This window comes from Acinetobacter sp. AG3, from assembly GCF_022343575.1.
GTDB classification, from domain to species: domain Bacteria; phylum Pseudomonadota; class Gammaproteobacteria; order Pseudomonadales; family Moraxellaceae; genus Acinetobacter; species Acinetobacter guillouiae.
This window is the reverse complement of sequence record NZ_JAKQZD010000001.1, coordinates 4,145,578-4,165,643: the sequence shown is the minus strand read 5'-3', so window position 1 is coordinate 4,165,643 and position 20,066 is coordinate 4,145,578. Positions and strand designations below refer to the sequence as shown.

20 protein-coding genes are annotated in these 20,066 nt (G+C 39.0%); 9 read left to right on the top strand and 11 right to left on the bottom strand.

Annotation, left to right across the window (positions count from 1 at the left end; all coding sequences use genetic code 11):
• Window positions 1–146 precede the first annotated feature (146 nt).
• Entirely contained in the window at window positions 147–389 is a 243-nt protein-coding gene (locus L3V46_RS19400) for a DUF2789 domain-containing protein (RefSeq protein WP_004718105.1), read from the top strand.
• A 118-nt stretch (window positions 390–507) separates the two neighbouring features.
• Here L3V46_RS19400 and L3V46_RS19395 read toward each other — a convergent pair whose 3' ends face one another.
• Entirely contained in the window at window positions 508–1,365 is an 858-nt protein-coding gene (locus tag L3V46_RS19395) for a LysR family transcriptional regulator (protein ID WP_004718104.1), read from the bottom strand.
• A 574-nt stretch (window positions 1,366–1,939) separates the two neighbouring features.
• Between L3V46_RS19395 and L3V46_RS19390 the strand changes: the two genes are divergently transcribed.
• Window positions 1,940–2,425, top strand: coding sequence for a hypothetical protein (locus L3V46_RS19390; protein WP_239046529.1), 486 nt, complete (start codon window positions 1,940–1,942; stop codon window positions 2,423–2,425).
• A gap of 29 nt (window positions 2,426–2,454) precedes the next feature.
• On the opposite strand, the gene L3V46_RS19385 is transcribed toward L3V46_RS19390, so the two are convergent.
• Window positions 2,455–2,703 (bottom strand): DUF2061 domain-containing protein, encoded by a 249-nt coding sequence (locus tag L3V46_RS19385; protein ID WP_171066891.1) that lies wholly within the window; start codon window positions 2,701–2,703, stop codon window positions 2,455–2,457.
• Window positions 2,704–3,126: 423 nt separating this feature from the next.
• On the opposite strand from L3V46_RS19385, the gene leuC reads away from it, so the two are divergent.
• The 4 genes from leuC to leuB all read left to right on the top strand — a co-directional run bounded on the left by leuC (window position 3,127) and on the right by leuB (window position 7,044).
• Entirely contained in the window at window positions 3,127–4,575 is a 1,449-nt protein-coding gene (gene leuC, locus L3V46_RS19380; RefSeq protein ID WP_004818782.1) for a 3-isopropylmalate dehydratase large subunit, read from the top strand.
• A 21-nt stretch (window positions 4,576–4,596) separates the two neighbouring features.
• Window positions 4,597–5,247, top strand: coding sequence for a 3-isopropylmalate dehydratase small subunit (gene leuD, locus L3V46_RS19375; RefSeq protein WP_004718096.1), 651 nt, complete (start codon window positions 4,597–4,599; stop codon window positions 5,245–5,247).
• A gap of 105 nt (window positions 5,248–5,352) precedes the next feature.
• Window positions 5,353–5,922, top strand: a complete 570-nt coding sequence (locus tag L3V46_RS19370) for a hypothetical protein (protein ID WP_004718093.1) — start codon at window positions 5,353–5,355, stop codon at window positions 5,920–5,922.
• A 42-nt stretch (window positions 5,923–5,964) separates the two neighbouring features.
• Window positions 5,965–7,044, top strand: coding sequence for a 3-isopropylmalate dehydrogenase (leuB, locus tag L3V46_RS19365; protein WP_004718091.1), 1,080 nt, complete (start codon window positions 5,965–5,967; stop codon window positions 7,042–7,044).
• Between the two features lie 240 nt (window positions 7,045–7,284).
• Here leuB and L3V46_RS19360 read toward each other — a convergent pair whose 3' ends face one another.
• Both L3V46_RS19360 and L3V46_RS19355 read right to left on the bottom strand, forming a co-directional pair.
• Window positions 7,285–7,986 carry an IS1-like element ISPa14 family transposase gene (locus L3V46_RS19360; RefSeq protein WP_001223318.1) on the bottom strand — a complete coding sequence of 234 codons (702 nt, stop codon included), beginning with the start codon at window positions 7,984–7,986 and terminating at the stop codon, window positions 7,285–7,287.
• A 162-nt stretch (window positions 7,987–8,148) separates the two neighbouring features.
• A complete protein-coding gene (locus tag L3V46_RS19355; RefSeq protein ID WP_004986488.1) occupies window positions 8,149–9,621 on the bottom strand; it encodes an amidase family protein in 1,473 nt (490 codons plus the stop codon).
• Window positions 9,622–9,706: 85 nt separating this feature from the next.
• Here L3V46_RS19355 and L3V46_RS19350 point away from each other — a divergent pair, with 85 nt between their 5' ends.
• Complete coding sequence (locus tag L3V46_RS19350) at window positions 9,707–10,408, top strand: IS1-like element ISPa14 family transposase (protein WP_001223318.1); 702 nt, start codon at window positions 9,707–9,709, stop codon at window positions 10,406–10,408.
• A 2-nt stretch (window positions 10,409–10,410) separates the two neighbouring features.
• On the opposite strand, the gene L3V46_RS19345 is transcribed toward L3V46_RS19350, so the two are convergent.
• Both L3V46_RS19345 and infA read right to left on the bottom strand, forming a co-directional pair.
• Window positions 10,411–10,740, bottom strand: coding sequence for a hypothetical protein (locus L3V46_RS19345; protein ID WP_239046528.1), 330 nt, complete (start codon window positions 10,738–10,740; stop codon window positions 10,411–10,413).
• Between the two features lie 360 nt (window positions 10,741–11,100).
• Entirely contained in the window at window positions 11,101–11,322 is a 222-nt protein-coding gene (gene infA / locus L3V46_RS19340) for a translation initiation factor IF-1 (protein ID WP_004718087.1), read from the bottom strand.
• A 228-nt stretch (window positions 11,323–11,550) separates the two neighbouring features.
• Here infA and L3V46_RS19335 point away from each other — a divergent pair, with 228 nt between their 5' ends.
• Entirely contained in the window at window positions 11,551–12,561 is a 1,011-nt protein-coding gene (locus L3V46_RS19335; protein WP_004818793.1) for an AraC family transcriptional regulator, read from the top strand.
• Between the two features lie 86 nt (window positions 12,562–12,647).
• On the opposite strand, the gene truA is transcribed toward L3V46_RS19335, so the two are convergent.
• The 5 genes from truA to asd form a co-directional block, all read right to left on the bottom strand.
• On the bottom strand, window positions 12,648–13,445 hold the full coding sequence (truA, locus tag L3V46_RS19330; RefSeq protein ID WP_004718082.1) for a tRNA pseudouridine(38-40) synthase TruA: 798 nt from the start codon (window positions 13,443–13,445) through the stop codon (window positions 12,648–12,650).
• 8 nt (window positions 13,446–13,453) lie between these two features.
• Complete coding sequence (locus tag L3V46_RS19325; protein WP_239046527.1) at window positions 13,454–14,428, bottom strand: asparaginase domain-containing protein; 975 nt, start codon at window positions 14,426–14,428, stop codon at window positions 13,454–13,456.
• A 48-nt stretch (window positions 14,429–14,476) separates the two neighbouring features.
• The gene (locus tag L3V46_RS19320) at window positions 14,477–15,775 is read right to left on the bottom strand and encodes a hypothetical protein (RefSeq protein WP_239046526.1); all 1,299 of its coding nucleotides are present in this window, start codon (window positions 15,773–15,775) and stop codon (window positions 14,477–14,479) included.
• A gap of 46 nt (window positions 15,776–15,821) precedes the next feature.
• Window positions 15,822–17,324, bottom strand: coding sequence for a hypothetical protein (locus tag L3V46_RS19315; protein ID WP_239046525.1), 1,503 nt, complete (start codon window positions 17,322–17,324; stop codon window positions 15,822–15,824).
• A gap of 162 nt (window positions 17,325–17,486) precedes the next feature.
• Window positions 17,487–18,605, bottom strand: a complete 1,119-nt coding sequence (gene asd / locus L3V46_RS19310; protein ID WP_004718072.1) for an aspartate-semialdehyde dehydrogenase — start codon at window positions 18,603–18,605, stop codon at window positions 17,487–17,489.
• Window positions 18,606–18,790: 185 nt separating this feature from the next.
• Between asd and L3V46_RS19305 the strand changes: the two genes are divergently transcribed.
• Window positions 18,791–19,909: an endonuclease/exonuclease/phosphatase family protein gene (locus L3V46_RS19305; RefSeq protein WP_034611639.1), complete on the top strand. Its 1,119-nt coding sequence runs from the start codon at window positions 18,791–18,793 to the stop codon at window positions 19,907–19,909.
• Window positions 19,910–20,066: the final 157 nt, after the last annotated feature.

The window sequence follows — 20,066 nt, the reverse complement described above, 5'->3', positions numbered from 1 at the left end:
TGATCACTGCTTTTTTATGGCTTGATTGTTTTGTCAAGAATGAGAAGTTTTGTAAATATTTTTATAAATGAAGATTTTGTACTTCATTTATAGTGTAAAAATGCTATGTTGATTTGAGCACTTTTAAAACTGACGGAGATTATATAATGAGCCAGACACGTCCAAGAATGACCAATTTATTTGAACAACTCGGCTTGGATTCTAGCGAAGAAGCAATTCAAAGTTTTATTGAAAATCACCAGTTGGATGCAGATACTCTAATTACAGACGCATCTTATTGGAGTGAGGGACAACGTCAGTTTCTTGCTGAAAAAATTAAATCTGATGGTGAATGGGCATTAGTGGTTGATCAGTTAAATGAGTCTCTACATGAAGACTCAGTAAAGTAAAAAGTTGTGCAATGAAGACTTTATAAGGGAATGAAGGGAAAGATAACTACGACTATCCCTGTGTAATATGTAAATCCCTTATCTTGAGTAACAAGATAAGGGATTTTGATTGTAGGGATTATTTCATCATCTCAATCAATTCCTGCACAGCTCTAGACTGGGTACGTCCAGGATGCCAAACCATACCCAATTGGCGGTTCATTTCAAAACGAATATCAAGTTGTTGTAAGTCTTGATTTAACAAGGTTTTAGGTAGAACAGACCAGCCTAAACCAATGGAAACCAACATCCGAATAGATTCAAGCGGATTATTGCTCATGGTAATTTTTGGCTTTAAACCTTTCTTTTCAAATTCTGCCAAGGTGATTTGACTGGTATAAGTCTGTGCTGCTGGTAATAAGCTTGGGTATTCGATCAGATCTTCAAGCTTAAGGTTCTTTTTTTGTGCCAAAGGATGAAAGGGTGCAACCACGAATACCAAAGGATCATTCCAAATCGTGATATAACGCAAACGCTCATCACCTTGTGGCGGAAGGGTTAAAAATGCCAGTTCTAAATCCCCAGCAAGCACTTGTTCATGCGCTTGTTCAGAGTCTACAAAATGTACATCTAGTTTGACTTCAGGAAAGTGCTGTACATATTTTTTTAAATGCTGTGGTAAATGGTGTAGGCCAATATGGTGACTGGTGCCAATCTTGAGTTTTCCTCGAACTTCACCTTGCTCATGACTCAGGGTATGGTGAATATCTCCCAATTCATTTAACCAGTTTTTTACTTTAGGTAATAATGAATGCGCTGCATGTGTGGCTTGAACACCACGACCTGCAGACTCAAAAAGTTTGACGCCGAAATATTCTTCTAAGCTATGTATGCGTTTGGTGACAGCTGGCTGAGTAATAAACAGATGTTCTGCTGCCATAGAAATCGAACCAGTTTCCATAACTTTGACAAAGGCTTCAAAAGCAGCGAGATTCATAATATTTCCATCCATAAAGAATTTTTATGCGTAATTCATTATTTAGAAAATTTAAGAATTAATCAAAGTAATTTTCAAATTTTTTTATTTTTAGCAAAGTGATTGGTTCTATTCGTGCTTTGGAAAAATTTTAATACAACTTTTTACTGTACAATTTAAGCAAAGCTCATTTATATTCAGCGCATAAAAACAACAAAAGGAAAGCTATTTGAATCAACCAACAAACACCACCATTCACTATTTTCAACAACATACTAGAAATACCTTCTCTAAAACTTGGCTTCGATTTTTTACCACGATACTGATATTTTCTGCTCTAGGCTTAATCTTTGTATATTTTTTCAATATCTATTTCCCCATCATTATCATCGCTATTCTCAGCATAATTTGGTTGAAGCTTCGGTTAAATCGCCTAAGAAAAATGCAAGAGTTGGAGAATTTTAAATTTCCAAATCGTATTTGGCTTGCTTTTAAACAAAGACATCCAAACATTCGACAATCTTCTTATCCATTGATTGAAGAGGGTTTTAAAGACTATTTAGCAATTCATTTGTGGCGTAGGGGAGCTTATGCAATGCCTTCACACTCAGTGGATGCGTTATGGCATATATTGATTGAAGAATTTGATGACTTTTATCAGTCCATGAGCCAACGTTTTTTAGGTTATGAACTGATTCATAAACCGCATGATTTACAAGTAACAGAATCACAGCGAGCTGCTCAAAGACAGCAATTGTTCAATACTTGGCATGGGGCATGTGCTTTACATGGATTGAATCCACAAAACACGCAGGTCTTACCTCGAATTTTTCAGGTTGATGCCCATGTTCGATGGGAGCGGGGTTTAATTTTTAGCTTACCATTTATGATGACAATGTATAGCCAAATGACAAGTTCAACTTCAGATTTTCCACAGGCTTCTGCAACATCGTCATGTTCTTCTAGCTCATGTTCAGGATCAAGTTCATCCAGTGATTCGAGCCATTCACATAGTACAAGTTCTGATTCATCTTCCTCTTGTAGTAGTTGTAGCAGCTGTGGAGGAGGCGGTGGTGATTAGCAGCTCCAGCCACAGAAAATACATCTGATTTAGATTTTAATTTCAGTGCTTTGTGCTGCCTTTTGGTCTCGTTTATTCCAAGCCTTTTCATGGAAAAAGAATGCAAATGCTTGTACAGTCGGTTCAAGTAAACTTAATGTCACAGCCATCCAAAAATTACCAGTCACTGCATAAGCAACCAGCATTGCTACTGTGATATGCATGATGTAATAGCTTAAGGTTTTTTTGAAAACACGTTGATTGCTTTGTAGGAAATTTTGGATACTCGCCATGAGAATCACCACTTATTAATTCAATAGTTAAATAATAATCATTATCAATTGCAATGTAAAAAGGTTTTTTTGATTAATGTTGATTGGATAAAGCGATATTTTATTCTTTATACATTGCATCGTGATTGTTGATATAGGAATTATTGAGTTCTTTTTAAATCATGGATTTGCTTAATTTATGGTTTAGGACGTACATTTATTGGTTTAAGCTCTATTTTTTCTTGATGATTAAGCCAAGTGCTTTTAAAGTCATTGAAAATATATCATTGATTTAAATACTTTATAAAGGTGATTTTAGGAGCATTTATTTGAATAAAATTAATTCCAAAAAGTTTTTAAATTAATAAAAATGATAAATTAGATTTATGTAAAAACGTGGTTATAATTGAGTGAATGAAAGAATTACCCAGTCCAGTGGAGCATTTCGACATGGCAGGCGAAAACCAAAAAGCAAAAACAGAATCAGTAAAAACTTTGTATGACAAATTGTGGGATGACCATCTTGTAACACAACGTGATGATGGTTCAGCATTACTTTATATCGACCGTCATTTATTGCATGAAGTGACTTCTCCACAAGCATTCGAAGGCTTACAACTTGCTGGGCGTAAACCTTGGCGTTTAAGTGCTAACGTTGCAACACCTGACCATAATGTTCCTACATCAACCAAAGAGCGTTCAGAAGGGATTGCTGGGATTGAAGATGATACTTCTCGTATCCAAGTTCAGACCTTAGACGATAACTGTAAAACCTTTAATGTAGTGCAGTTTGACATTAACGATGTGCGTCAAGGTATTGCACATGTCGTTGGACCAGAACAAGGTTTAACTTTACCGGGTATGACGGTGGTATGTGGTGACTCGCATACAGCGACACATGGCGCATTCGGTTGTTTGGCACACGGGATCGGAACGTCAGAAGTTGAACATGTATTGGCAACACAATGCTTAGTACAGAAGAAAATGAAAAACATGTTGGTGCGTGTTGATGGAACATTAGGTCAAGGCGTTACACCAAAAGACGTGGTTTTGGCAATTATTGGTAAAATCGGAACGGCTGGCGGTACTGGGCATGCGATTGAATTTGGTGGTCAAGTATTCCGTGATATGTCGATTGAAGGGCGTATGACTGTGTGCAATATGGCAATCGAAGGCGGTGCGCGTGTTGGTATGGTTGCTGTCGATGACAAAACGATTGAATATGTTAAAGATCGTCCTTATGCACCAACAGGTCAACAGTGGGATGCGGCAGTCGCGTATTGGAATACTTTACATTCTGATGAAGATGCACATTTTGATACGATCGTGGTTTTAAATGGTGAAGAAATTGAACCACAAGTGTCTTGGGGCACTTCTCCTGAGATGGTGATTCCTGTATCTCAAGCAGTTCCAACTTTGGAACAGGCCAAAGATGATGTACAGCGTAATGACTGGACCCGTGCGTATCAATATATGGGTTTAAATGCAGGTCAGGCATTGGCTGATATTCAATTAGACCGCGTATTCATTGGTTCTTGCACCAACTCACGTATTGAAGATATTCGTGCTGCTGCAGAAGTGGCAAAAGGTAAAAAAGTAGCGTCTAGTATTAAGCAGGCCATGGTTGTTCCAGGCTCTGGTTTAGTGAAACAACAAGCGGAAGCGGAAGGTTTAGATAAAATCTTGATCGAAGCTGGTTTTGAGTGGCGTGAGCCAGGTTGTTCAATGTGTTTGGCGATGAATGCTGACAAGTTACAACCGGGTGAACATTGTGCGTCGACTTCAAATCGTAACTTTGAAGGCCGTCAGGGCAATGGTGGACGTACTCACCTTGTCAGTCCAGCAATGGCAGCTGCGGCAGCAATTGCAGGTCACTTTGTTGATGTACGTTCATTCTAATCAGGCTTAAGGAGCAAAGAGATGAAAGCTTATACCGTTGAACAGGGTATTGTTGCACCCTTAGACCGTGCCAATGTAGATACCGACTTAATCATTCCAAAACAGTTTTTAAAATCAATTAAACGCACTGGTTTTGGTGATAACTTATTTGATGAATTACGTTATTTAGATGAAGGTTATCCAGGGCAGGACAATTCTAAACGTCCGAAGAATCCTGATTTTATTTTGAATCAGCCACGTTACCAAGCGGCATCTGTACTTATTTCTCGTGCCAATTTTGGTTGCGGTTCAAGCCGTGAACATGCGCCTTGGGCATTGGAAGAGTATGGTTTTCGCACAGTGATTGCACCAAGCTATGCTGATATCTTTTTCAATAACAGTTTTAAAAATGGCATGTTGCCAGTGATTTTACCTGAATCTGTTGTTGATCAATTATTTAAAGAATGTGCTGCTCAGGAAGGCTATCAATTAACCATTGATTTAGAAGCTCAAGAAGTCCGTACACCAAGTGGTGAAGCTTTTAAATTTGAAGTCGATCCATTTCGTAAACACTGTTTATTGAATGGCTTGGATGATATTGGTTTGACTTTACAGGCTGCGGATGAAATTCGTGCTTATGAAGAAAAAACCAAACAATCACGCCCTTGGGTATTTGCTGAAATTCAAGGTTAATTTTCAGCGAACATTTTACACATAGCGTGAATGCCTAACTCTTGCTAACATGCGAGTATAACAAAATGAATGTTGACTCAGTGAAGTGAGGGTTGGGGTTGAGCAATGACTAAGTTTTTGAGTTGCAGTGTTTTAATCGGTTTAACAAGCTTTATGCTTAGTGCATGTCAATCCACTCAAATGGTTGATTTAATGCGTATCAAGCAAGCTGAAAATAAACATGTCAGCCAAAATTCGGTTTCTGTCTATTGTTCAGGTGCAGAGCATTGTGAATTTGCGCGCTTAAATGATGTGATTATCATGGATGAACGTGCACAACGTGCCAATCGTAGCGCCATTCAAAAGGGTTATCTCAAATTAACGGGTGAGCCTTTAGATCAAAATGGTGTTTATTTAACGATTCCACCTCAGCAATATGAGATGGTGATTCGATTCTATCCAATCACTAAACAGCATGCTGAAGTTTTCCATGTTATTCATGATTTTAAAGCAAATCAAAAATACACATTTAAGATGTATCGCTTAAGGTCACAGGGTTCAGGAAGTTTACTGAATGTTTCTTCACCGACACCGCTATGTGTCGATATGATTCAAGAAAAACGGACAATTCGCCGTTTTTGTCGCCCGCATAATGCGGTGACTGGCGTGAGCGAATTTGTTGAACAGAAGATTTAATCTCACATCAGTATAGATACTGAAAAATAAATGGAACTACAAATGTCTAAACAAATTTTGATTTTGGCAGGTGATGGTATCGGTCCTGAGATCGTTGCTGCTGCTGAAAAAGTACTGACACGTGTCAATGATAAATTTAATTTAGGTTTAACATGGGAACAGGGTTTGTTAGGGGGCGCAGCAATTGATGCACATGGTGAACCTTATCCAGCTGTAACAGCGGAGCAAGCGAAAAAAGCAGATGCAATTTTACTGGGTGCTGTAGGCGGTCCAAAATGGGATAATATTGAACGTTCAATTCGTCCAGAACGTGGCTTATTGAAAATTCGTAGTGAATTAAATCTATTTGCTAACTTACGCCCTGCAATCCTTTATCCGCAATTGGCGGATGCGTCTAGTCTTAAACCAGAGATTGTTTCTGGGTTAGATATCCTTATTGTTCGTGAACTGACGGGTGGCATCTACTTTGGTCAACCACGTGGTATTCGTGAACTCGAAAATGGTGAGAAGCAAGGTTATAACACTGACGTTTATTCAGAGTCTGAAATTAAACGTATCGCAAAAGTTGCTTTTGAAATGGCAAACTTACGCGGTGGTAAAGTTTGTTCAGTGGATAAAGCCAACGTGCTTGAAGTGACTGAGCTTTGGAAGCAGACAGTGACTGCACTTAAAGAACAACAATACCCAAATATTCAACTTTCACATATGTACGTCGATAATGCAGCAATGCAATTGGTTCGTGCGCCAAAACAGTTTGATGTGATTGTGACAGGGAACTTGTTTGGTGACATTCTTTCCGATGAAGCAGCAATGCTAACCGGCTCTATTGGTATGCTTCCATCTGCCTCTTTAGATGAGAATGGCAAAGGTATGTATGAACCTTGTCATGGTTCTGCTCCTGACATTGCTGGGCAAAACGTTGCCAATCCACTTGCTACCATTCTTTCTGTGGCAATGATGCTACGCTACACCTTCCGTGAAGAAGTGGCTGCAAAAGCCATTGAGGATGCTGTAGGGCAAGTTTTAGACCAAGGCTTGCGTACTGGCGATATTATGTCTGATGGCATGCGTAAAGTTGGTACGGCTGAAATGGGTGAAGCTGTCGTTGCAGCGATTGCTTAAATACCTGTTTTAAATGCTTGGTAATAAAAAACACAGCTTAAGCTGTGTTTTTTATTGTTAAATTTTAGCTTTTGATAAAAGTCTATCCATTTTCTCGCCATTATAGCGATGGGTATTAGATTCACTTTAAAACAGCTAACAAGCTCGACCTAAATACTCAACAGATTCAGCAACACCATTTTTTAATAGAAAAATGACTTTACAATTAAAATTGGTGGTGTTTCAAAAAGTATGCTGACATTAAATGAAGCCATTATTGATGTAAAAAAAGGTTAAGTCGAAAGCTTTAAAATGGTTTTCAATCTTTTTTGAAAAATTACAACTCCTTCTAAAACCGCGCCTAATTCGATGCCTTATTTTGCAATTATTACCTTCAATACCTACAGTAAAAAATTTACCAATACTTTGCTTGCAGTTTTTAAAAGCAGTTATGAAACTGTCCCAATGATCACTTGCAATTCGGGTGTAGTGAATACCTAATTGTTTAAGCTTTGTCTTCAATCGTTGAACTGTAGCTAAGTCTCTTTTACCCCAAACATAAGCAACAATCTCACCTGTTTCTCGATGGTAGGCGTAAATAAGCCATTGTTTATTATTTTTATTTCCCACAAAAGTCCAAAACTCATCAACTTCAAGAGACTCATAATGACTTTGTTTAGGCTGAATTTGGTAGGTCGATTCGGTTAAAGTACGTAAAACTTTACCGATACTGATTCGCTCAACTTCAGCGATATCTCGTATACCACTACCTCTGACCATCAACTGTAATATTTTTCGAGTAATGCCTGAATTACATCCTAGATAGCTCAGAGCATGGTCACCAATAAACTGACGTTTACAGTCTTTGCACTGATAGTTTTGTTTCCCATCTACTTTGATGCCATTTTTCTTTATACTGTCACTGAGGCAGGTTGGACATTTGATTTCTAGAGTTATTCGCATTTCTCTATTTTATCAAAATTCAACCTGCTTTGTTTCAGCATACTTTTTGAAACACCACCAAATGGTTTAGTTCATAACTGTGTTAAAACAACAAAACATCGTCAATCAATTGATTTCTAGTCGGTGAAAGACTGTTAAATTACGCTATGATGGATAGTGCAACTAAAAATCCAAAGGCGGTTTTTGGAATCCATCCGTAATTTGTGCAAGCAGTTCAGCAAATTTAATGGTGACTTTGTCTGCATACGGTTGTCCCAATATTTGAATATTGACTGGTAGATTGTCCTCAGATAAGCCTATCGGTGCAGAGGTTGATGGCAACCCAAATACAGTTGCTGGCGAAATCCATTTGAATAACTCAAGATAGAAACGTTTTCTTCCATCGACTTGTAGCGTGCGAAACATCAAAGGTTCTTTATGATTGTGTTCAAACGCTAGAGTCAAAATAGGTGGGCAAATAATGACGTCGTATTCTGCAAAAATTTCAAGACATTTTTGCTTGATATGCAATGACTCTTCATATTTGGCAAGCCATTCTGCATGACTCAGGTTAGCACCTTGTGTAAATCCATAGGCCAAAGGCGGAATGCCTGCTTTACCATTAAGTAATTTGATTAATGGCGTAGATGCCGACATGGACAATCGACTTAGTTTAGGATCTGCAAAAGTCATTTGGCTGATCAATCGAGTGGCGTAGGATTTAAATATTTCATCAAAATCCCAATTTTTTGGACGACCTACATCCACGTTAACCTTGGCAGTTTGCAGGGTTTGCAAAAGTTGATCGTATTTTTTCTTTAGGCGTGAATCGATTGGACACGATTCATCATCCATCCAGAATAATACTTTAAACTCTTGAATGGTTTGTTTTTCAGATTCCTTGAGTTTAAAAGCTCTAAAGTCATCCGCATTTGGCTCGACTAAAACATCTAATAATAAACTTAAGTCCCGTGCTGAACGAGCCATTGGACCAATGACGGCAAGGTCAGGTTGGGATAACTCGTCCTCGTAATTCATGATGTGTCCTCTGAAATCAATCAATCCATAGGTGGATTTATGACCATAGACACCACAAAAATGTGCTGGTGTTCGAATAGAACCACCAATATCACTACCAAGCTCAATCGGTGTAAATCCCGATGCTAGTGCCGCAGCAGAACCACCTGATGAGCCGCCTGTTGTGAGATTTAAATTCCATGGATTATTGGCAGTACCATAAAATTTGTTGTAGGTTTGAATATCTGCACATTTAAAGGGTACATTGGTTTTTGCAAAAGGAATGGCTCCAGCACCGACCAATTTATTGACCGAAACAGCATTTTCGGTGGGGACATAGTGTTGGAATTCTGGATTGCCATCGGTACACGGCATGCCTTTCACTTTAAAGGCATCTTTGATGGTCATCGGAATGCCATGTAATTTACCAAGTGGGGCTTGTCGCTTGATGGCGAGGTCAGCCTGATCTGCTAAAATCCTTGCATTGTCATAATCAAATGCAACACAACTATTGATGTGTTTGTTGTATTTATTAATCCGTTCAATCTGTGATTCCAGCAATTCACGGCTACTGATTTGTCCATTTTGGATGGATTGTACTAACGCAGTTGCATCATCATAAACAAAATCTTTTGGCATTTTCTTTGCTTCCTATCAAACAATTCGGTGGTGTTTCAAAAAGTATGCTGAAACAAAGCAGGTTGAATTTTGATAAAATAGAGAAATGCGAATAACTCTAGAAATCAAATGTCCAACCTGCCTCAGTGACAGTATAAAGAAAAATGGCATCAAAGTAGATGGGAAACAAAACTATCAGTGCAAAGACTGTAAACGTCAGTTTATTGGTGACCATGCTCTGAGCTATCTAGGATGTAATTCAGGCATTACTCGAAAAATATTACAGTTGATGGTCAGAGGTAGTGGTATACGAGATATCGCTGAAGTTGAGCGAATCAGTATCGGTAAAGTTTTACGTACTTTAACCGAATCGACCTACCAAATTCAGCCTAAACAAAGTCATTATGAGTCTCTTGAAGTTGATGAGTTTTGGACTTTTGTGGGAAATAAAAATAATAAACAATGGCTTATTTACGCCTACCATCGAGAAACAGGTGAGATTGTTGCTTATGTTTGGGGTAAAAGAGACTTAGCTACAGTTCAACGATTGAAGACAAAGCTTAAACAATTAGGTATTCACTACACCCGAATTGCAAGTGATCATTGGGACAGTTTCATAACTGCTTTTAAAAACTGCAAGCAAAGTATTGGTAAATTTTTTACTGTAGGTATTGAAGGTAATAATTGCAAAATAAGGCATCGAATTAGGCGCGGTTTTAGAAGGAGTTGTAATTTTTCAAAAAAGATTGAAAACCATTTTAAAGCTTTCGACTTAACCTTTTTTTACATCAATAATGGCTTCATTTAATGTCAGCATACTTTTTGAAACACCACCTTAAAATTAATGTTATAGCTTGGTGTGGCAATGGCAATCGTAGAGCCTACAATCGCATTGCTTCCTGCCATAGGGATATTGATTTGTCTAAGAATGGTATAGCTTAAGGTGTTACTGGTGGTTTGAATTTTATCACTCACCTTATATCCCAAAGCCCGAAAATTTAGGGTACTTTGAATTTCAGCACTGGTTTTACCAATAAATTGCTGTAAATATTGATCTAAATTTGCAGGTCGGGTGTTTAAGCTTTTACATCCAACAAGTGCAACAGATGGCAATAAAAACATACATACATGTATTTTCATAAGTTTCACCTAATCCATAGTTAACTTAATTTAGAAATGATTTCTATTCAGTATAATAAATATACAGCCATATGTATGTAGCTTGGTTGCAGAGCAAACCAAGTGGTATAGATTTTACTAAAAAAGCGTCAAATAGACAGGACTGGTGAAGCCGTGAAAAGATCAGTTGTATTAAAATTTAGAACAAATTAGTGCTATCAACTTTGAAGTAAATGGATTACAAGTGATAAATAGGTATAGGAAACAGATTTTAATGTGTCAGATGTATAGTTGCCAGACGATAAAAGATCGTAAGCAGGAGGGTAAATCTTGTGGATAATGAAAAAGCCACCTAAAAGTGGCTTTTGCTTACACTAAAACTTAGCGTGCACGATATGTAATACGACCTTTTGTTAAGTCATATGGAGTCATTTCAACTTTTACATTATCGCCTGTTAAAATACGAATATAGTGTTTACGCATTTTACCAGAAATGTGAGCAATCACTTCGTGACCGTTTTCTAAACGCACACGGAACATAGTATTAGGAAGCGTTTCGGTGACAACGCCTTCGAACTCGATAAGTTCCTCTTTATTGGCCATAGCCTACCTGATGATCAAATTGGAAAGGCGCAAATTATAGGCAATTTTTTGCAGAAAGACAAGAATATTCGGCATTACAAGGCGGTAGATGACTTGAAAATAAGCGAACATATTGTTAAACAATTTCTACAAAAAAAAGCGGATAAATATTGTCAGTTTGGTCAATCGACTGTAATCTAAATTAAATGTTTTAAGTATAAATGAATAACATACAAGGAAGGGCACTGCGTGAGTCAGCTAACTGATGCTTCGGTTGTTTTACGATTAGGCTATCAAGCGATCCGTCGTGCAGGATTGCCGACAGAAGAAATATTATCAAAGGCTGGGGTAGCATTGGGTCAGGTTGACCAAAATGCTCGAACACCGTTGAATGCACAATTTGCATTTTGGGTCGCTGCGGAGGAAGTCAGTAATGATCCAGATATTGGTTTACACCTCGGAGAGCACTTGCCACTGTATCGTGGGCAAGTAATCGAACACTTGTTTATTTCAAGTGAAAACTTTGGCGAAGGCTTAAAGCGTGCTTTGGCTTATCAACGTTTAATTAGCGATGCATTTCATGCCAAATTGATCATTGATGACGATGGACGTTGTTATTTAACCAATGGTGAGCAGCCTTGGGGTGAGAACATCGTCAATCGTCATTTTTCAGAATGTGCTATTTCAGGGATTTTACGCTTCTTTAAATTTATCACTGAAGGACGTTTTGAACCGATTTACATCGATTTTAATTTCACCAATGGTGCTTCTGATGGTGAGTATTATCGTGTTTATGGTTGTCCTGTCAGTTTAGGGCAAAAAGAGACGCGTCTTTATTTTGATCCTTCAATTTTAGAATATCCATTGTGGCAAGCGGAACCTGAGTTATTGCAATTGCATGAACAACTTGCAATTGAAAAACTGCAAGAGCTTGCACGTTATGATTTGGTGGGTGAAGTACGTCGTGCGATAGGCTCCACTTTGGAAAGTGGTGAAACAACCCTTGAAACTGTTGCTGCACAACTCAGCATTACCCCGCGTCGTTTACGTACACAGCTTTCGGAAGCCAATACCAGCTTTCAACAAATTCTTTCAGATTATCGTTGTCGCTTAGCCAAGAAATTATTGGCCAATACCACTGAAAGTGTTGAGCGTATTGTTTATTTGACTGGATTCTCTGAGCCAAGTACTTTTTACCGCGCATTTAAACGCTGGACCAATGAAACGCCTGTGGAATATAGAAAGCGTAAACAGCGTTAAGTCGTATGTTGCGGGAAATGAACTGAACAGTTTTAATATAAAAAATCCTTCTATTGAGAAGGATTTTTTATATGTAGCCGCAAAAATTATTCAGGCATATTTAACCAGTGTGGTCCTAACGGTGGTTGAGGCAATTCAAATTGTTCTGGGTAATCTGCATGAATAAAATAAAGTCCATCTGGTGGTGCGGTGATTCCTGCCGCTTTACGATCTTGTGCCGCAAAAATTTCATCAATATGATCCACTTCATATAGACCTTGGCCAATCTCAAGTAAGCAGCCCATGATATTACGTACCATGTGGTGTAAGAAGCCATCTGCCTGAATATCGAGAACTAGATAGTTGCCATGGCGAATTAAGCGACAATGTTTGACATGACGTACAGGTTGATTGGACTGACATGCCGCAGCACGGAAGCTTTCAAAATTATGCGTACCTTGAAATTTTTGCGCCGCTTCAATCATCTTATCCACATCGAGTGGATAATAGGCATGTGTCACTTGTTTATGTAACAGGGCTGGGCGATTTGCCGATTGATAGACCACATAACGATAACGACGTGCCTTTGCCTTAAAGCGTGCATGGAAATCGTTATCCATTTCTTTAATCCATTGGATTGAAATGTCTTTGGGCAATTGACTATTTGAACCCATTAACCAGCCACGTATAGGGCGAATCGCATTGGTGTCGAAGTGGGCCACCATATTGGTCGCATGGACACCCGCGTCAGTACGACCTGCACCATGTAAAATAATGGGCTCGTCGGCAATTTTACTGAGCACCTTTTCCATGGTTTCCTGAATACTACGTACGCCAGGCTGTTGAGTTTGCCAACCTTTATATCGCATGCCACAAAACTCAATACCAATTGCAAAACGTTGCATAAATACCTCTATTCAGGATGATCATACCAATGGTCATGCCATTGTTCCGAAGAGGGGTATTGTAAATAAATTTTAACAATTTTGGCATAAAGATCTGCTTGGCTCAATGCATCACTGACTAAAATTTTTGAATCTTTGATCCATTGGCTAATTGCATAGCGTTGATCCATGCCGCCTAGAGGCACTTGAGTCGATAAAATGATTTGGCAGCCATTTTCCTGCAAGCTTTTAATTTTTTGGATAATGCCCGCATTTACGGCTAAATTACCTACCCCATAAGCTTGAATGATTAAGAAATGCGGAGCCTGTTTAGAGAAAATTTCCAGATTATGTTCAAACTGTAATATTTCAGTCGGCACCATCATCCAATTGACGATATTGAGCGATTTGGCTTTTTCGATATGTGAAAGTTGTACCTGAATGACGGAATGATCTACCGCTATTTGCTGTTCGGCTTTGAGTCCTTTAAATGCATCTAAAGCAGTGCTATGGGCTTTTAATGTGGTTCTTGCATGAATCACTTGATGGTAGAAAGCCAAATACACGCCTACAGGAAGTCGAGTGACGGCATCCAGTGCGGTATTTAAATTATCCAGCGCATCGGTGAACTCTCGAGTATTGTCCCCTTGAATATTGAGCAGTGGGTATTGGCTTCCAGTAAGGACGACATGACAGGACTCAGCTAAAAAGCGAGATAAGGTCGCTGCAGCATAACTGAGTGTATCTGTACCATGAATAATGACAAAGTGTTGGAAATTTTGGAGTTGTAGGCTTTGTATTTGTTGAATCAGCATAAGCCAGTCAATGGCTGTACATGCACTACTGTCTTTGATACTGGGCGCCTTAAAGCACTCAATTTTAAACTGAGGTGCTAAGACCTTTTTGAGTTGTGGAATAAACTCAGCATCAGGCATCGGCGCTAAAGGCTCGCCAATACAGCCAAAAGTTCCACCCATGTAAATTAAAGCAATTTTTTTGTTCATAATAAAAAAGCAGCCATTCATGACTGCTTTATCTTAAGACGAATAGATTTAAGAAGCTATTTGATTGAGTAAATTTTGTGATTGTTGGCGTTGTTCAGCGGTATACGCTGCTTCATTTTGTGAGAGTAGCTCACGAACGGAAGCATATGCACCCAAATTTAGATATTGTTGAGCAAGGTCTAAATTTAATTGAACTTCATTCACTTGAGCCAGCTCAGGGAATGAATGGAGTAATGGGTCGTTTGCATCTATGGCCAGACTGGTTTCAGCTTCACTAGGCGTTTCAAGGCTAAGTGTTGCTGTACTATGCACTTGCTCAACTGTTTCAGGTTTTGGATCTAAATCAAAACTAAAAGTAGGTTGTGTCTCTGGTTCAGTAGACGTGAGTTTAAATTCAAACTCACGTACTGGTGTGCTTTCTTCAGTAGCTACTGGCATAATCGGTTCAGCAAAATCAAGTTTGAATTCTGGTGCGATTTCAACTTCTGCTGCTTTTTCAACTGGAATTGCTGTAGGTTCATTTGCTGTAAACGTGAACTCTAACGGCTTAACAGTTTCAGTTTTAATTTCTGGGGCAGGAGGAACTACTTCAAAAGAAAGCTCAGGTGTTGTTGTTGGCGCTTTTTCAGGTGCAGGATCTAAATTAAATTCTAAAGGCTGAACAGGTTGTTGCGGTGTCTCAACTTTCTGCTCAACAAGCGTTGAATGATCGAATTCTAGCGCATCGACTTGTGCCAGATTTTGCGTTTCGGTTTTAGATACAGCGGGTTGTGAAATTGTTTCTGTATTTCCAATCAAGGCATCAAAGGCAGCTGTATTTTTGCTTTCTGGCACGACAGGGCTTGAGGGTTCAAAAGCAATCGATTCAACTGGGTGATCAGCTTGATTGGCTTTTCGTCGTTCTTCGGCTTGAATGACGATTTCGTCTAAGCCCAATGAACGAATATGATTAATCAACTGATTCACTGCAAATTCATCTTTTTGTGCCAGATGCACATCTAAAAGATAAAGATAAAGTTCATGTTGAGCATTGTCTTGGTTTAAAACTTGATTGATTTTTGCTTCAGCAGAGAAATAGTTTTTCTCAGCAATCAGCTTTTCAATATTAGTTTTTAATTCAGGGCTTAATGGTTTTGTTGCTTGTTTAACAATAACTTCATCTTCAACAACAGTGGTCTGTTGTTTTTTTGAGGTACGCGCAGTGCGTGCAACATTTTTCTTTGACGTCTTTTTATTGTTACTTTTTTTGTTATTGGTACTGGCGCTCTCTTTATTGGCATCCTCTCGTTTTTTGAGCACGATCGCCACGACCAAGAGTAGAACAAATGGAATCACATACAACAACATTTTATTTCCCCTTCATTGAGCACAATGAATCAATATTTTGAATATCCTAACTATTTGGTTTTTTTGCATTCTGCTGTTGTAATTGCTGTTGCAATTGAGCGAGCTGAGCATTTAATAATTGAATTCGCTGATTCTTTTGTTGTAAACCTGCTGCAAGTTGGTTCACATTCTTCTGTAATTTAACCGTTTTTTCACGAGAAGTCATAACTTTTGTAGATAATTCAGTAGTGGTCTGATTCAACTGTGTATTTTGCTTTCCTTGACTCTGAGCAGCGGGTTGTTCATTGTCTGCGACTAAACTCATTTCTGCTTGGTCTAAACGATATTTGGCAGAACCCGATTGCTTTTTGGCAATTTCAGGTGCAGCCGTTGCAACTTTATTTTTGCTTTGTGGTATTTGACGATAGCTGGCTGCAAGATTGAGTGCAGCACCACGACGAATACGGTTTACATCACCTTGAATAAACGCATTGGCATTATTTGCTTTAATTTGTCGCATCACTTCTGGAACGCTTTGATTAGTTTCTGCTGCAATCCGAGAAGCAATTTTCCACAGTGACTCATTGGCCTGAACAATATGCTTAGGTTGTTTATCTAATGCTTTATGGGCTTTTTCTTGTTTAAGCGCTTTTTGTGACTCCGCTTTCGATTTCTCTACGCGAGACTCATTCGATTTTGCTTGCTTGGTCTCAGCTTTGGAATCTTTTGGCTTTTGTGATTCTGCTTTTTGCTCGTCTAATTTAGCGGGTGGGGTCTGAGCTTTTGCTGATTGCACTGGTGCTTTTTCGGCTGGTGGCTGAGGCACTTGTTGTATAGTTACTGTCGGTGTTTGTGGCGTATTCTGAGCACTGCTTTGATGATTGCTTTGAAGACTCGGAGTATTGGTTGTAGCCGCAGGCGGTGTGTTTGTCGCAACTGTGGTTGGTTTTTGTTCTGTTTTGAGTGCTGGTGGTGCAATCACATTAATTGCTAAAGTACCAGCTGAATCCGTTGTCGTCGTTGCTTTGGTTGCCATAGCTGGTGGAGTTACGACTTCTGGCGTTGTCACGTGGTATTGCGTGCTGGTTGGTAAATTTAATGCAATATCTTTTTCACTGACGATGATTTGAGGTGTCAGAGGCTTTTCTTTGACTAAAGCATTGCTCATTGGAGCAGGGACGTTGCTACGCCCACGGGTCAATGGGGCTTTGACTTGTTGAATATGGGTCGCACTCCCTTCTTTGACTTTTAATAATATATTTAATTCAGATTCAACAATCGGACGAGAAGAGGTAATCACAATCACCCCAGTGCCATCTCCGGAACGACGAGTATAAAAATTTAAATGTCCAGGTGCTTGCGTGGAAATACCAATATTTTGAATATCATCTGCATCGGCTAATCCGACTTCTATTTTTTCATTTGGATTTGCATTACTAAACTTCATTTCAGCATAAAGCAGATCACCAGACCCTGATTGAACTTGAATCGGGTCTATTGTAATCGCACTCACCGCTTGCGACGTCATGATGGCTAAAATGGCAATTTTTAATTTGTTATATACAGTCATCTCTATCCATTGCTCTGACAAAGTTCAAGGCATCCCCATAATACAATATTTAGCTGTAGTCTATATGTAAAATATTAACATTAGAGTTACATAAATATAGTTACATAAAAAAGCCGATCAAGATAGATCGGCTTTTTCATTGTTTATGAGTTTTTTGTGACTTTAAGCATTTTTATAGTCGATTAAGATACGTAACATACGACGTAAAGGCTCAGCAGCACCCCAAAGTAATTGGTCACCTACAGTGAATGCGCCTAAATACTCTTTACCCATATTTAATTTACGTAAACGACCTACTGGCACAGATAGAGTTCCTGTTACAGCGACTGGAGTAAGATCCGTCATTGATGCATCACGTGTATTTGGAACCACTTTTGCCCATTGGTTAGACTGACGAATCATGTCCTCAATCTCATCAAGCGGAACATCTTTTTTCAATTTCAATGTTAAGGCTTGAGAGTGACAACGCATTGCACCAATACGTACACAGTGACCATCAATTGGAACAATCTGAGCATTACCTAAGATCTTGTTGGTTTCAACTTGACCTTTCCACTCTTCTTTAGATTGACCGCTTTCAAGTTGCTTATCAATATAAGGGATCAACGAACCCGCTAAAGGCACACCGAAGTTTGCTTTCGGGAAACCTTCGCCACGTTGTAATTCGGCAATTCGGCTGTCGATGTCTAAAATCGCAGAACGTGGATCATCTAACAAGTCTTGAGTATTGTTATATAAATACCCCATACCTGTGATCAGCTCACGCATGTTTTGCGCGCCAGCACCTGAAGCGGCTTGATACGTCATCGCCGTCATCCATTCCACCAAATTGTGTTGGAACAGTGAACCCATGCCCATCAACATCAAAGAAACCGTACAGTTACCGCCAACAAATGTTTTAATACCATTGACCAAACCGTCTTTGATAACATTTAAGTTGACTGGGTCGAGTACGATGATTGCTTCATCATCCATACGCAATGTAGAAGCTGCATCGATCCAATAGCCTTTCCAACCTTCAGCTTTTAGCTGAGGAAAGACTTCTGATGTATAGTCGCCACCTTGACAGGTAATAATGACATCCATTTGCTTCAGACTGGTAATGTCCGTCGCTTCCATAAGTGCTGGAGCAGTTTTACCACCAAAAGCAGGCGATTCACCACCTGCGTTACTGGTAGAGAAATAGAATGGCTCAAAATGAGCAAAATCATTCTCTTCAACCATACGTTGCATAAGGACAGAACCAACCATCCCGCGCCAACCGACCAGACCTACTTTCATGTCACTTTGCCTCGGTGCGTTAAAAAATAAAAGGGGGTTTGAGTGTATCAAAAGAGTGTGTAACTGCAATAGCATACACAATGAAAACACAACTATATTGTGCAATATATCTTGTTTATGATACATGCAAAATTGATATTAATTTATGAATCATTCAAAAATTAAGAATATAAGAGTGACAAAATATGATCTGGATAGAAGTACTTGCGTTGATCGTGATTTGGCTAAGTTTCTGGTCACTGATTCCCCGTGATGAATGGTGGTTTAGAGGTGCTGATTTTCCACGCTTGCAGATATTATTTGTTGGTTTGATTGCCTTGGTCTTGATGTTGTTTTGGACAGCGCCGTGGGACTTGGCTCGTGAAGTGATTTTATTTTTATTGATAGCTGCCTTAGCTTTTCAATTAAAGATGGTTTTGCCTTATACCTTCATTTGGAAGAAACAAGTCAAACAGGTGAGCAAAGATCAGCTTAATCCTGATCAGCAAATTTCAGTGATTGTGTCGAATGTGCTGACACCAAATGATCAATATCACTTATTGCTTGAGCAAATTGAACAGCACCAGCCAGATATTGTTTTGACACTTGAAACTGATCAAACTTGGCAAAATGAATTGGCTCAAATTGAAAAAGATTATCCTTATCGTGTGGCTATACCTTTAGACAATCTCTATGGGATGCATTTGTATAGCAAACTCAAGTTGGTCGATACAGAGGTTAAATTTATTCTCAGTGATGAAATTCCGTCTATTCATACCACGGTGATTTTACCATCTGGGCAAGCGGTGCAACTGTATTGTTTACATCCCAAACCACCAAGCCCAACAGAAGCCAAAGACTCGACTTTACGTGATGCTGAATTGCTTATTGTGGGGGATCAGATCAAAGACTTGGATGAGAGCTGTATTGTTATGGGCGATTTAAACGATGTTGCTTGGTCACGCACAACGCGTTTATTTCAGCGTATCAGTGGTTTGCTTGATCCACGTGTGGGACGCAGATATATCAACACCTTCCATGCTGACTATAAATTTTTGAGATGGTCTTTGGATCATTTATTTCACAGTACAGATTTTGCTTTAGTACATATGCAGCGGCTGCCTCATGTGGGTTCAGATCATTTTCCGATTTATGTGGTATTACAAACAGGGCGTATTTTTGAGCAAACTCAAGAAGAGTTAGAGCAAACCGATGCAGATGAAAGGGAAGCGCAAGAGGCAATTCAGGAAGGGATTGAAAAAGCAGAGAAAGAGGAGAAGTTGGTGACTGATGAAATTGCACAAAGTTATAAAGCTGGAACCTGATTGTCTGACAAAAAAATTAAAAAATGGCTGATTTTTGTAAGCAATTACTTACATGGATTTAGGCCCTAAGCGGATAGCATGCAAAGCATATTCGTTTTAATCTTTACTTATCGACACAGGGAATGAGAACGGAAAATCTCACTAAGGAAGACGAAGT

Excerpts from the sequence above, each read along its gene's own strand:
- L3V46_RS19400 (WP_004718105.1), top strand. The coding sequence starts at position 147 with ATGAGCCAGACACGTCCAAGAATGACCAATTTATTTGAACAACTCGGC.
- L3V46_RS19395 (WP_004718104.1), bottom strand. The coding sequence starts at position 1,365 with ATGAATCTCGCTGCTTTTGAAGCCTTTGTCAAAGTTATGGAAACTGGT.
- L3V46_RS19390 (WP_239046529.1), top strand. The coding sequence starts at position 1,940 with ATGCCTTCACACTCAGTGGATGCGTTATGGCATATATTGATTGAAGAA.
- leuC (WP_004818782.1), top strand. The coding sequence starts at position 3,127 with ATGGCAGGCGAAAACCAAAAAGCAAAAACAGAATCAGTAAAAACTTTG.
- leuD (WP_004718096.1), top strand. The coding sequence starts at position 4,597 with ATGAAAGCTTATACCGTTGAACAGGGTATTGTTGCACCCTTAGACCGT.
- L3V46_RS19370 (WP_004718093.1), top strand. The coding sequence starts at position 5,353 with ATGACTAAGTTTTTGAGTTGCAGTGTTTTAATCGGTTTAACAAGCTTT.
- leuB (WP_004718091.1), top strand. The coding sequence starts at position 5,965 with ATGTCTAAACAAATTTTGATTTTGGCAGGTGATGGTATCGGTCCTGAG.
- L3V46_RS19360 (WP_001223318.1), bottom strand. The coding sequence starts at position 7,986 with ATGCGAATAACTCTAGAAATCAAATGTCCAACCTGCCTCAGTGACAGT.
- L3V46_RS19355 (WP_004986488.1), bottom strand. The coding sequence starts at position 9,621 with ATGCCAAAAGATTTTGTTTATGATGATGCAACTGCGTTAGTACAATCC.
- L3V46_RS19350 (WP_001223318.1), top strand. The coding sequence starts at position 9,707 with ATGCGAATAACTCTAGAAATCAAATGTCCAACCTGCCTCAGTGACAGT.
- L3V46_RS19345 (WP_239046528.1), bottom strand. The coding sequence starts at position 10,740 with ATGAAAATACATGTATGTATGTTTTTATTGCCATCTGTTGCACTTGTT.
- infA (WP_004718087.1), bottom strand. The coding sequence starts at position 11,322 with ATGGCCAATAAAGAGGAACTTATCGAGTTCGAAGGCGTTGTCACCGAA.
- truA (WP_004718082.1), bottom strand. The coding sequence starts at position 13,445 with ATGCAACGTTTTGCAATTGGTATTGAGTTTTGTGGCATGCGATATAAA.
- L3V46_RS19325 (WP_239046527.1), bottom strand. The coding sequence starts at position 14,428 with ATGAACAAAAAAATTGCTTTAATTTACATGGGTGGAACTTTTGGCTGT.
- L3V46_RS19320 (WP_239046526.1), bottom strand. The coding sequence starts at position 15,775 with ATGTTGTTGTATGTGATTCCATTTGTTCTACTCTTGGTCGTGGCGATC.
- L3V46_RS19315 (WP_239046525.1), bottom strand. The coding sequence starts at position 17,324 with ATGACTGTATATAACAAATTAAAAATTGCCATTTTAGCCATCATGACG.
- asd (WP_004718072.1), bottom strand. The coding sequence starts at position 18,605 with ATGAAAGTAGGTCTGGTCGGTTGGCGCGGGATGGTTGGTTCTGTCCTT.
- L3V46_RS19305 (WP_034611639.1), top strand. The coding sequence starts at position 18,791 with ATGATCTGGATAGAAGTACTTGCGTTGATCGTGATTTGGCTAAGTTTC.